The 12,401-nt window shown below is 51.6% G+C and carries 9 protein-coding genes; 8 read left to right on the top strand and 1 reads right to left on the bottom strand.

Annotated features, from left to right (window positions below):
- Window positions 1-298: 298 nt before the first annotated feature.
- Window positions 299-694 carry a helix-turn-helix domain-containing protein gene (locus CKW31_RS02445; protein ID WP_218192127.1) on the bottom strand — a complete coding sequence of 132 codons (396 nt, stop codon included), beginning with the start codon at window positions 692-694 and terminating at the stop codon, window positions 299-301.
- Between the two features lie 80 nt (window positions 695-774).
- Between CKW31_RS02445 and CKW31_RS02440 the strand changes: the two genes are divergently transcribed.
- The 8 genes from CKW31_RS02440 (at window position 775) to CKW31_RS02405 (ending at window position 12,256) form a co-directional block, all read left to right on the top strand.
- The gene (locus tag CKW31_RS02440) at window positions 775-4,236 is read left to right on the top strand and encodes a hemagglutinin repeat-containing protein (RefSeq protein WP_256582469.1); all 3,462 of its coding nucleotides are present in this window, start codon (window positions 775-777) and stop codon (window positions 4,234-4,236) included.
- Window positions 4,237-4,246: 10 nt separating this feature from the next.
- Window positions 4,247-4,684: a hypothetical protein gene (locus CKW31_RS02435; protein ID WP_095092851.1), complete on the top strand. Its 438-nt coding sequence runs from the start codon at window positions 4,247-4,249 to the stop codon at window positions 4,682-4,684.
- Between the two features lie 121 nt (window positions 4,685-4,805).
- On the top strand, window positions 4,806-5,387 hold the full coding sequence (locus CKW31_RS02430; protein ID WP_095092850.1) for a hypothetical protein: 582 nt from the start codon (window positions 4,806-4,808) through the stop codon (window positions 5,385-5,387).
- A gap of 441 nt (window positions 5,388-5,828) precedes the next feature.
- Window positions 5,829-6,362 (top strand): hypothetical protein, encoded by a 534-nt coding sequence (locus CKW31_RS02425; protein ID WP_095092849.1) that lies wholly within the window; start codon window positions 5,829-5,831, stop codon window positions 6,360-6,362.
- 541 nt (window positions 6,363-6,903) lie between these two features.
- Window positions 6,904-7,425, top strand: coding sequence for a hypothetical protein (locus CKW31_RS02420; RefSeq protein ID WP_095092848.1), 522 nt, complete (start codon window positions 6,904-6,906; stop codon window positions 7,423-7,425).
- Window positions 7,426-7,814: 389 nt separating this feature from the next.
- Window positions 7,815-11,189 carry a DUF637 domain-containing protein gene (locus CKW31_RS02415; protein ID WP_095092903.1) on the top strand — a complete coding sequence of 1,125 codons (3,375 nt, stop codon included), beginning with the start codon at window positions 7,815-7,817 and terminating at the stop codon, window positions 11,187-11,189.
- Window positions 11,186-11,446 (top strand): hypothetical protein, encoded by a 261-nt coding sequence (locus tag CKW31_RS02410; protein ID WP_095092847.1) that lies wholly within the window; start codon window positions 11,186-11,188, stop codon window positions 11,444-11,446. The genes CKW31_RS02415 and CKW31_RS02410 overlap by 4 nt, the downstream gene beginning before the upstream one ends.
- A 228-nt stretch (window positions 11,447-11,674) precedes the next feature.
- The gene (locus CKW31_RS02405) at window positions 11,675-12,256 is read left to right on the top strand and encodes a hypothetical protein (protein WP_095092846.1); all 582 of its coding nucleotides are present in this window, start codon (window positions 11,675-11,677) and stop codon (window positions 12,254-12,256) included.
- The last annotated feature ends 145 nt before the right edge of the window (window positions 12,257-12,401 follow it).

The raw sequence follows: 12,401 nt of genomic DNA, 5'->3' as shown, positions 1-12,401 counted from the left end.
ATCCCTTTTGCACCCACCCTGACGACCTACGGTCTATTTGCTCAATACGCCCTTTTTCAGCATGATTTTTCGCTCCTTAACAGGAGCAAAATCTCAATACACAACACGCACCTCTTGCGAGGTGGGTATTTTTTATATGTATCAACTAGTTATCCGGTTTCTGTCTTCTGGGTGCTGCTATACATTTGTAATACAAAACGAGTGTTTCACCCAGCAAGCACTGACGTGAGTTGTATAGCATTTGTTATATACAGTGGCAGCCCCACAGAACTGGTCCTTTTTTCAAGGTTGGCCCGTTTTATTGGCCCGGCAAGCAGTCTCTTTTAGTCGCAGCTTGTGTCCAGCGCTTGGCGTCGTGCATGTGCAATACGCTACTGATCACTGTCTCCAGGGCTTCGCGCTCTTTGTCATCCAGCTTGGAAATGGCCTCAAACTGAAGTTTCAGGCGGTCATCCGGCCCACGTTCTCCCTCATCAAATAGCAGCATATCGGCGCTGACACTCAGAGCCAGAACGGTCCTTCGAAAGACTTCGATGGTCGGTTGTGTTGTGCCTGCTTCATAGCGCCGTAGCTGCGAAATATGCACACCAATGGTGTCAGCCATCTGTTGCTGTGTCAGTCCGCGCTCTTTGCGCAGGGCCGCCAAGCGTTGCGGGAAGCTCATGGGCAGAACCAGCGTTGGGAAATGGACCATGAGTCTATGCCTCGTTTTTTTGCCGCTTGATGGGAGATAGCATATTAGCCAGTGATTTGGTTAGCACCAAGGACATGTCCTTGAGCGGTTCCAATGTCACCATCAGCGCTGGCACTGAAACAGCCAGACAAACCACAGAGGACAGTTCCAAGAGCCTGGCAGTTGGACGCGTTGTGGGCGGCTCGGTGGTCGACACTGCCAGAAGCATGCGCGACGCCAGTAAAGCGGCTCAAGACGCAGATGACCCGCGCCTCAAAGCCGTGAAAATAGCCCAGGCAGCTATGGCCGCCTACAACCTGGGCGGCCAGGCCATGGAGGCCAACGGCCAGAGCACTGGCTTCAAAGACAAGCAAGGTGGCACCGCCAGCAATGGCTCACTGATTAAAATCGGTACTGAGCTGGCTAACACGCGCAGTAAGAGCAGTAGTGAGTACAACGCGGAGACGGCCAGACAGAGCACGTTAAAAACGGGTGGTGACCTGTTAATTGTTGCGACGGGCCAAGCCGCGGATACCCAAGGTGATATCCGGATAACGGGCAGTAGTCTTGAAGCTGCAAATACCTTTTTGCTTGCAAAAAATGATGTGGTTTTGCAAAGCGCGCAGAACACCATGGACCGTAAAAACGACGGTTCTAGCAATAAAACCGCTATTGGTGCCAGTTTTAACATTGGTGAACAAAACGGCTTCACGCTGGACTTGGGGGCTCAGGCCGCCAAAAATATGGGCGACGGGAACTCTATAACGCAGGTCAATACCACGCTCGATACCGGGTCATTGGTTTTGCAGAGCGGTAGAGATACCACATTGGCCGGGGCTCAGGTCCGCGCCGATGCCATCACAGCCACAATTGGCCGTGACCTCAATATTCTTTCCCGCCAGGACATTGAAAGCTCCAGCAGTAAGCAAAGCAGTGGCGGTTTCGGTGCGAGCATCTGTGTCCCACCGTTCTGCTACGGTTCGACAGTCGCTGGCTCGGCCAATATTGCCGCTGGCAACATGAATAGTGACTATCAGGCAGTTACCGACCAGAGCGGACTCTTCGCCGGTAAAGGCGGCTACGACATCAACGTGGGCAAGACCACGACGCTGCAAGGCGCGGTCATCGCCAGTGAAGCCTCTGCCGATAAAAACCGTCTCAGCACTGATCGCCTTAGCGTCAGCGACATAAAAAATACCAGTGATATAAGCGTCAAGTCAGCCGCGCTCAGCATCTCGTCCAGCAGTGCTGGCGGTACTTCTCCGGGGGGAAGTATTCCGCTTGCCCTTTCCGAGGACGCCAGTAGTGACACTCGCAGCGCCGTGAGTGACGGAACGATAATTGTCAGAAATGCCGAGGGAGCAAATGATCTGGTTGGGCTTAATCGTGATACTGCGAACGCCAACCAGCAACTCGACCGACCAGACCAGAAGGCTATCCAAGAGCGGGTTGACCTGGTACAGAGCACAGCACAGCTATCCAGTGATGTGATCAGTGCTGTCGCCAAAGCCAAGGCAGAGGACGCTAAGGAGCAAACCCGAAAAGCTGTAACGATCGAACAGATACAGGCTGCCACTCTGGCACGCGCCGAGGCCGCGCGTTGGCAGGTGGGCGGTGACAAGAAACTCATGGCTGACATCGCCACTGGTTTGCTGGCTGCTGGATTGGGCGGCGTCGGCGGTAGCACGGCTGTCGGTATCGTAGCCAAGACGTCTTCCAGCGATATCTTCAACAAATTGGGTGATTTCGCAGACGCCCAGCGAGATAAGGCAACTGGCGTAGCCAAGGCCGCATGGGCAGACGGTGGCGCTGCGCGGATCATGCTTCATGCGCTGGGTGGCGCTGCCATTGGTTTGTCCAGTGGCAGTGCAGCGAGTGGCGCCGCGGGTGCCGGGGCCTCGGCCGCGTTAGTTCCATCCATTTCCCAAGCGATGCTTAAAAGCGGCATGAGTGAAGCCGACACCGATACGGTTTCGGCCCTGATTGCTGCAGGTGTTGGTACTACGGTGGGATCCGCCAATGGCGTAAGCGGTGCAGCCGTCGCTGGCTCGACGGCCGTCGATGTAGAGAGATTCAACCGTCAACTTCACAAGTCGCAAGAACTTCCAATCCTGAAGAAAAAGGCCGGAGAGCTTGAGGCCACTGTTGGTGAGACTCGATCAGGTGCGCTTTGGCAAGATTTGCTCCTATTGGCCAGTGGCGCTCAGATTGATGCGGCTGATCAGACTCGTTTAAAGCAGATATTAAGCAAGAGCAGTGGCTCCGACCCTGAGTCGCGTGATTTTGCCGAGGATATGAGTGTTGCCTATGGTGTGGTCACTCAACTGGCTGCCCAGAAGGTTCCGCTGACCTGGAGCGACGGTAGCCCGATCATTGCCAATGGTGACGTGGTTTACGCGTTCAATTCCACCGACAAACAATTCAAAGACGCCAGTCTCTTCAACTCCACGCGGACCAATGCTTATGGGTCGATGTCGGACTTTGATCTCTGGATGCAGTTCGGCAAAGATCAGGCTCAAGCGCATGACGCTGAAATCCTCCCGCTATCGACCTCGACCTACAATGTTGGCGAGGCAGTAGATCGTCTATCGGCAGTTGCGGGCAAAGGCATTCTCGAAGTCAGTGCCATCGATGATGCAATCCTGTCGATGACCGGGCTCAAGGGCGGCAAAGTCGCTATCGATCTGGCGCTTGAGATTATCAGCAAGCGGCAGGCTGCGAAGGCTGAGCTTCTTGCTGCCAAGGAAGTGGCAGGTGCAAAAGGGCCTGCGGGCGGTTTGCCGTCTGGTGAAACGAAAGTAGTAGGTGACGGCACGCAAGCGGCTAATGATGCGAGCTTCGCAGGTGCCAAGGGGCCTGCGAGCGATCTACCGTCTGGTGAAACAAAAGTAGTTGGTAATGGTACGCCAGCGGCTAATGATGAGGGTTTCACAGGTGCCAATGGGCCTGCGAGCGATCTACCGTCTGGTGAAACAAAAGTAGTTGCTAATGGTACGCCGGCAGCCAATGATGCTAGCTTTGAAGGTGCAAAAGTAACTGAGCCTGCTGGTACGAGCCCGACATCAGGCGGAAATATAGCCGCAAATAGCAATACTTCAAACGTATTAACCCCTGGAACTGTTGAGCACAAAGCACAGCGCTGGGCTGACTACCAAGCTATAAATACAGGCAATGACAAAGCATGGAGTTATGACCGTTGGAATGGTCAGTATGAAGTAAATATGAAGAATTCGAGCGGGCCCCTTCAGCGAGAAGCTGAATATAGGCTCGCGTTGGGTGGTGAAAATGTTGTCATCAAAACTCCCTATGGGCCAAGACAAATTGATGCATTTGTACCAGATGAAAGTCTTATGGTTCAGATAAAAACGGGTAAGGAGTCATTGACAACCATTGAGTCAAAGCTTGCAAATAAATCGAATGAAATGGCGATAAAAAAAGATGCCTATTTAGTTAAGCAAGGTTATCAGGTGGAGTGGGTTCTTGAGAAAGGTGCAACTAAGCCATTATTGAACGCTCTCGAAAAGGCAGGTGTTAAATATCGTATTGGTCCTCTAATTCAATAGGTGGTAAATGATGTCGTCTCAAAGCGATTACCAGGCAGATATTGATAAATTTCAGAGGTTTGTCTTTGAAATGGACGATGTCATGGAAGTGTTTATTGCCTTTGCGACGGGTAAAGGGTTTAGGCTTGATTATTCGATTGCGAGTCTGGGCGATCTGGAACTGTTTATAGATTGTTTGGGCGATGGCGTTAGGGAGGGGGAGATGTTAAATCGTTGCTCTAGATATGTAGGGGAAGTTTTTCGGAGAAATCTTGGCGGATGTTGGGATTTATGTCTTGATGATCAAAAAAACATCAACTTTAGGCTTCCGGTAATAGATAATTTTAGTGATATTGATCTGGAGTTCTGTCCATTGGCAGTGGTTAGTAATTATGTTGCAAGGAAGAAAAGAGGGTTGTTGAGGGATGCGGTTGAAGCAAACCGGGAATTTCTAAGAACAAGTAAGTAGCTACGCAACAGCGACAGGTGGTGCTGGCGATATTACCGCTGTGCGACCAGCACCGAAAAAAAACGGGGCCAGACCACGATTGTTTTCGTAATCGCCACACCCTTGGTTCAGAGAGGCATCAGTGAAAAAAGTGACACTCTTAATGTTGGTTGTGGCCTTGGCAGGATGCCAATCCAATGTCAGAAGCTCCGCACCAACGCTGCTTAAAGACGGCGTTCAGTTGCAGCAAAAACAGGTAGTCGCGGATGCTGAGCACGCCAAAGTCATCATGAGGTCCACCGGCTTCACTTATCCGGTTCTATTCTCGGTGCGCCGTTCTGCTGACCCTGATCAGCGCCCAGAGGTTCTGGGGCGTGTGGTCGACTCCGGCCGTGGCAAGCTTTTCGGCTGGATAGCCAAGATGAACGAGGTAGCCAACAGCGCCGCAGTCAAGCGCTTCCCTCAACTTGAAGTACAGGCAGATCCCGGGCAATCCATAGAAGTGATTGGTGAGTCCAGAGTCATCCAGGAGAACGGGCTTTTCCCAGACTCTGTGGTGTACGACTGCGGCCCCATGCGTTCGACGTTCAAACCTGAAAAGCAGAAAACCTATCTGGTTGAATTTGTGATCATTGGAAAGGGCTGCGAACAGCATGTTTATGACGTAACTCAGCCCAATACGCGTGTACCTGTCAGCACTGAGAGTGGCGCGGGCCCGGTCTAGCCATCATTAAGCCCCGGCAGTTTAGTCATGGCGTAACGGCGTGTGTGTTGGCCAACCCTGAGTAAATCGGGGTAAGACCACGATAAAAAGCATTGAAGTCGCATTGCGTCGCGAACATATTACGGTGAGATAACAAGCTCCTTAACAATTCGGCATTTAGCTGTGATTATCCGATGTTCTCCCGCAGCGTCGAGTCCCATGTGCGTAACAGGTGCGGATACTAAGCAGGTGGATTCAGCTTATTTAATAGTTATCGCTAGCTCTGAACACGCCCCTATGCCAACAACCGTCTGGCCCTCAATGGCGCCCTGATCAACGGTCGTGATGTATTTAATGGTGGTCTGACCCCGATTCTTGCGAGGCCCAATAGCTACGCCTCTGCCGGAAATCATCCATCAGAAATGGTACAAAGCTTTGCATCCAAACCAGTGAGGCGAATGTATGAACATTAGTGAATTCAAGAAAGGACTGGAGGGCTGCGTACCCGATATTACTGATTTGGCCAAACTAGGGCTTTTAGCAAATGACGTTGATCAGTTTCGGCGATCCTTCTTCATCCTTGAGCGCGAGGAGCGTTTGAACAATCTGGGGCTACCGGGTCAGCTTGGCGAACTTTTCGAAAGGTATGATCCATCTAATGTTGAAATCGGAATGCTGAGATTCGGGTTAGAGCCGCAGAAGAAAAACTCCAATTGGGTAATAGGCAAAGTCGAAGCCGATTTGCTGGTAGTTGATATGGTTTCTGGCGAGGTTTGCGTCGAGGACTTCACCTCTGTGCCGAAGCATATGCTTTGGAGGTGTGCGAAGAACGGAGAAAGCTTATTGGCGGCTTTGCTTCCTGCTGCGTGCTTTTTGGGGCGGTGTCTGCATGATGAAGAATTAGCGGGTGACGAACACAGGAGGAAGTCCTGTGTAGATGCCTGTGTAATCGAGGCTGGTGGTGAAGTATATATAGACCGTTCTATCAGATGCTAGTTGGCTTCTGATAGAACGGTGCTAACGGTGCAAAAAAATGCAGCAGCTGGGGAAACGGGGGCTTGTGCTCTAAATAGAACCCGTAATAGTAATCTGACCCCGGCAAAAACGGGGTCAGACCACGATTGTTTTCGTAATCACCACACCCTTGGTTCAGTACATTTAAATAATTTTTGTATTTGATGGAGAGGCAGCAGTGAAAAAAGTGACACTCTTAATGTTGGTTGTGGCCTTGGCAGAGTAAATCGGGGTCAGACCACGATAAAAAGCATTGCGTCCTGACTGGTGTGTCGGTAGCGTGTGCAGTGTCGAAGTGAAAAACTATAATATTGCTAAGAATCGGTACGGCTTAATCAGTAATGTTTCCAAGCAAGCCCTCCAGCGAGCTGAACATTTAACGCCGGGAATGCAGCAGCAGGTCGTTATTGATGTTAGAGGTCAGGCAGTTTCTGCTCAATAAGAGCTGGCCATTAAACAAACTATTGTAGAAAGAAATGGCATAATAAATCCAGGCAATATTAACTTTAAGCGGTAATTTATTGTGAAAGTTATAGGGTTTTCTGGTGGTGGATCTATCTGTGAGCTCGGATCGGTTTCGGATGTGGTTCTGTTTTTTGATTGTTTGGAAATGTTCTCTAAGTGGCGATATCCTTCTGAAGGTTGGAGTTTGTTGACAGATAGACTTTATCGTAGATACCTGAGGCTTGAAGAGTTAGACGCCGCGAGCGAGCTTATGGGTCGGGCAAAAATATTGTTTTCAGAGCTGCCAGTATCTGCAGTTGAATGGAATGATAATTTTTCGAGGGATGCAGAGAAGACCAGACTCTCCCCTTCAAGTGCAACGACATTACTGGACGTGTTTGACAAATACTTTTCCCTTTTTTTTCATTGTGCTGAGTCTGCCAAAATTAGCTATGACAGCTTCAAATCATATCCAGGATATCAGTATCAGCCGGTGCGAGTGATACCGACAGACAACCCAGGGGCTATGCTGGAACATCAGCGGTCATTAAATGAGTATGATGAGCTTGGTCCTAATGACTTGCCATTTTGGAGGCGCTGACTATCTGATATTTGGACACCGGCCCCGTGCCGGTGTTGTTTTAACTGCTTACTCCAAAACCTCAATTGCTTTGCTGCTCGCTTTGTTTGCTTTGGCGGAATCCGGCATACTCTTGCGCCGTTATTTCCTGACAGTGCAAAATGGGGTCAGACCAAGATTTTTCTGAAGAGAGATTTTGTTGTTGTTTGGTGGTGTTAGATTTCTATACTCGGCTCTTTAATAATTTGGCATTTATTTTTTCGAAAAATAATACGATTTTTTAAGTTTCCGAAGTCTGGCTATTTAAATAAAACCCGTAATCGTAATCTGCCCCCTATTTACGCAACCTGTCGGTGGGCGTAAGCCTGACAGGCGAGCAAGTCGCAGCGCTGACCCACGACATCGTGTGGATGGAACAGCACGAAGTCTCGGGTCAAAAAGTACTCGTACCTGTCCTGTACATGGCCCAGGCTAACAACCGACTCGCTCCTAACGGTGCACTGATCACTGGCAACGACGTCTCCCTGTTCAGCGGTCGTGACCTCAACAACAGCGGCACCCTGCGCGCCACCAACAACCTTGGCGTCAGCGCTGGCGGCAACCTGACCAACTCAGGCCTGGTCGAAGCGGGCAACCTGCTGCAAATGCGCGCCAACAACAACCTGACCAACACCGCAGGCGGTGTGATCGCCGGGCGCAACGTCGACCTCGTCGCCGTCAATGGCGACCTGCTCAACGAGCGCAGCGTCACCACGCACCAAAGCGACAGCGGCTACCGTTCCGAGCGCACCCAGTTCGTCAACAACGCTGCACGCATCGAAGCCGCCGACACCCTGACGATGCAAGCCAAACGCGACGTCAACAGCATCGGCAGCGCGATCAAGAGTGGCGGCGACACGACCATTCAGGCCGGACGCGACGTCAACATCGTCTCCGCCCAACAAGAAAACAGCGGCGCCGTCGGCACGCGTTCGACCCGCCAGAACATCACCCAATACGGCTCTGTGGTAGAAGCCGGTCGCGACTTCCAGGTCGTCGCCGCGCGCAACATCAGCGCCGTCGCCAGCCAGATCAGCGCCAAGCGCAACCTGACCCTGGACGCCGCCGAAAACCTCAACATCGCCTCCGCGGCGGATGAGCAGCATTCGTACAGCAAGAGCAAAAAGGTTAAGGCTCAGGAAGATCATGTGAGCCAGGTGTCGAGTGTGCTTAAGGCGGGTGGCGACGTAGCGCTGCGTGCCGGGCAGGACATGGCGCTAGTTTCGAGCAAGATCACGGCCGGTAACCAGGCATATGTTTACGCTGGCAACTCCCTGAACCTGCAGGCCGCCCAAGACAGCGACTATTCGCTGTACGACATGAAAAAGAAGGGCAGCTTCGGGTCGAAGAAAACCCAGCGTGACGAAGTCACCAAGGTCAACTACGTCGGCACCGAAATAACCACAGGCGGCAATCTCCTGCTAGCCAGTGGAGGCGATCAGCTTTATCAGGTTGCCAAGCTCAACAGCGGCAAGGACCTGACGCTGGAGAGCGGTGGAGCGATCACCTTTGAGGGTGTGAAAGATCTGCATCAGGAGAGTCACGAGAAGAGCAGCAGCAGTCTCGTCTGGAACTCCATGAAGGGCAAAGGCCATACCGACGAAACCCTGCGTCAGAGCCAGTTGATTGCCCAAGGTACGTTGGCTATCAAAGCCGTTGATGGCTTGAAGATCGATGTAAAGCAAGTTGATCGGCAAACGGTAACCCAGACCATTGATGCAATGGTCAAAGCCGACCCGCAACTGGCGTGGCTCAAAGACGCCGAAAAACGCGGTGATGTGGACTGGAGGCAAATTAAGGAGGTCCACGACTCCTTCAAGTACAGCAACTCCAGTTTGGGCCAGGGCGCAATGCTGGCGATCGTTATCATCGTGACTGCGGTGACGGCTGGCGCTGGTACGTTCGCTTCAGCGGGTTTTGCGGCAGGTTCAGCTGCCAGCGGCGCTGCTGCATCAGCAGGTATATCTGCTACCACCGCACTGACGATAGGTAGCGCTGCCCAAGCCGCAACGGTGGCGACTTTGACGTCGCTGACTTCCCAAACGGTTGTCAGCACGATCAACAACAAAGGCAATCTCGGTGGCGTTTTCAAAGATACGTTTAGCAGCGACAACCTGAAGGGGCTTGCTATCACCGGCGCTACCGCTGGTTTTACCGCGGGTGTAATCGATCCTAACTTTGGCGGTACGACCAAGCCCTACAACAGCCTCACCAAGGGGTTTGATTTATCCTCAATTGAAGAAGTGGGAGGTTTCGCCCTCCACGCAGGCGTACAAGGCGTCGCTTCCGGAACCATCAAGACAGCCATTAACGGCGGTAGCTTGGGAGACAACGTTCTTGATGACCTTGTCTATCAGGCGGGCAATGTCGCCGGGGCAATCGGTTTTAACTATGTCGGCACCTACGCCCAGAATGAATATCTGGCCGCCGCGAAAGCCAATGACGCTGTAGGTAAAGCGCTCTGGGAAGAAGGTGGTGCAGCGCGCACGGCGATGCATGCCTTTATGGGCGGCGCCATGTCCTCGGCCACTGGCGGTGACTTCACTACAGGTGCGGTTGCTGCGGGTGCAAGTCAGGCGATGGCCAAGGTCTTGAATGAGACTTTTCAGTCACATCCTGAATTTCGAGAAGGCGCGTCACAAATTGTCGGCTTGACCGCTGCGGGCCTAGCCGGTGGTGATGTTAATACCGCCTCGAGAGTTGCGCAGATCGCGGACCAGTACAACCGCCAACTGCACAACAACGAAAGTGCTGTGCTCACGAAGCTCCGTGAGGAAAACCCTGCAAACGCTGATCGCCTGGACGCCGCAGCCTGTGCGTTGGTGAAATGCAGTGCCTCTGTTCCAGTTGGGGGGGATGGATACGACAAACTTCTGAAAATGGAAACCGATGGCGCTGGCTATACGGCTGAATTGAATCAACTGAAAGCCACAGGAGTGTTCGGCGAATACTCGACGTGGGATAAGTCTAACGACGCACTGCTGAAGAATGACGAGTCTATCAGGCGTAGTGGCAATGCCGGTGCTGCCATCGCTGGTGCGGCTGCAGCTGTGGGTGGTTATGCAGGCGCCGTAATAACAGCGCCTGCCTGTATTACTGTCATCGGTTGCACAGTCCCGGCACTTTCCCTGGCGGGTGGTACTTATTCAGCCATGGAAAGCCTGGAGGCAACCCGACAGGTCTTCGCGCCTTATAAGGGCACGCAGGGTGCCACTGTCCTGGCGTCGATGGATATCAATACCTATCCCGGCGACGTCAGTCCGATGATTGACTACGGGACTACGGCTGCTAAAGTCGCAGCGGGGATCGCGCTCGGGAGGTTGGGTGGCAAGCTCGCGTCGGGCGAGTACAGCCTGCTGAAGGTCGAGGGGAAAGGTGCGGGCAGTGCGGTAGATGATGTTGCGGGTGGTGCAAAAGAAGTAGTCGGAACTAGTAAGAATAATTTGCCTGTTCTTTTTGATGGGGAATTCGCTACTAAGCAGTTGCTTGGTACCGCTATGACACCTGGTGGTAAGCAAATTAACTTTCATGCTGCGGATCGTATGGTAAATCCGCCTAAAGGCAGAGAGTCGATGACCATTCTGGAAGTAGAGGATTTTATTGATACCGCAGATAAAATTAAAAAAATAAAAATAGATGATCGTGGTACCTCAGTTACGCTCATGAACTCTAAATATCCTAAAGCTCAAATTGCTGTGGATGGGGGTCGTATTATCACGGTTGTTAATCCGGTAAAGAAAAAATGACGATAAATAATTTGATTGAGCATCTGGATAGATTTGTGAGTGGTTCTAATATTTCGGTTCAATGGGCAAAAGATACGGAAACTCTTCTGGATGAAATTGAAGGAAATGAAGGTTTTGGTAAGTTTGAAAACCTCTTTGATGAGCTGCAGGAAAAGCTCTCGCTTTATCGGCCTGGAGGCGGCGAGCATCTTATAGATGAGTTCGAAATGAAACTCTTTTGTGTAAGGGTTGTTTCAGCACTTTTAGAAGAGAGGTAGGCAATAGGGTCAGTCCGATATTCTTCTGCTGTAAAATGGTGCAAAAGGTGGCGGTTCTAGTGGATTCAGTGGCGGTAAGCCAACTATCGTTGATGATCCATACAGCCCGAATGCTGTTACTGAAAGGTGTAGCGAAAAAAAACGGGGTCAGACCACGATTGTTTCGTAATCGCCACACCCTTGGTTCAGTACATTTAAATATTTTTTGTATTTGACGGAGAGGCAGCAGTGAAAAAAGTGACACTCCTAATGTTGGTTGCGGCCTTGGCAGGATGCCAATCCAATGTCAGAAGCTCCGCACCAACGCTGCTCAAAGACGGCGTTCAGCTGCAGCAAAAACAGGTGGTCGCGGATGCTGAGCACGCCAAAGTCATCATGAGGTCCACCGGCTTCACTTATCCGGTTCTATTCTCGGTGCGCCGTTCTGCTGACCCTGATCAGCGCCCAGAGGTTCTGGGGCGTGTGGTCGATTCCGGTCGTGGCAAGGTTTTTGGCTGGATTGCCAAGATGAGCGAGGTGGCCAACAGCGCCGCAGTAAAACGCTTCCCTCAACTCGAAGTACAGGCAGATCCCGGTCAATCCATAGAGGTGATTGGTGAGTCCAGAGTCATCCAGGAGAACGGGCTTTTCCCAGACTCTGTTGTGTACGACTGCGGCCCCATGCGTTCGATGTTCAAACCTGAAAAGCAGAAAACCTATCTGGTTGAATTTGTGATTGTCGGGAAGGCCTGCGAACAGCATGTTTATGACGTGACTCAGCCCAATACGCGTGTACCTGTCAGCACTGAGAATGGCAAGGGCCCGGTCTAGCCATCATTAAGCTCCGGCAGTTTAGTCATGGCGTAACGACGTATGAGTAAATTTGGGTCAGACCACGATAAAAAGCATTGAAGTCGCATTGCGCCGGGAACAGATTACGGCGAGATAACAAGCTCTTTAATAATTCGGCATTTAT

Source organism: Pseudomonas sp. Irchel 3A5 (assembly GCF_900187575.1).
In the GTDB taxonomy this organism is placed as follows: Bacteria; Pseudomonadota; Gammaproteobacteria; order Pseudomonadales; family Pseudomonadaceae; genus Aquipseudomonas; species Aquipseudomonas folii.
This window is presented reverse-complemented; position numbering and strand designations above follow the sequence as displayed.

What these genes read in the sequence shown, in the direction of transcription:
- CKW31_RS02410 (WP_095092847.1), top strand. Translation starts at nt 11,186, where the DNA reads ATGACGATAAATAATTTGATTGAGCATCTGGATAGATTTGTGAGTGGT.
- CKW31_RS02435 (WP_095092851.1), top strand. Translation starts at nt 4,247, where the DNA reads ATGTCGTCTCAAAGCGATTACCAGGCAGATATTGATAAATTTCAGAGG.
- CKW31_RS02445 (WP_218192127.1), bottom strand. Translation starts at nt 694, where the DNA reads ATGGTCCATTTCCCAACGCTGGTTCTGCCCATGAGCTTCCCGCAACGC.
- CKW31_RS02425 (WP_095092849.1), top strand. Translation starts at nt 5,829, where the DNA reads ATGAACATTAGTGAATTCAAGAAAGGACTGGAGGGCTGCGTACCCGAT.
- CKW31_RS02415 (WP_095092903.1), top strand. Translation starts at nt 7,815, where the DNA reads ATGGAACAGCACGAAGTCTCGGGTCAAAAAGTACTCGTACCTGTCCTG.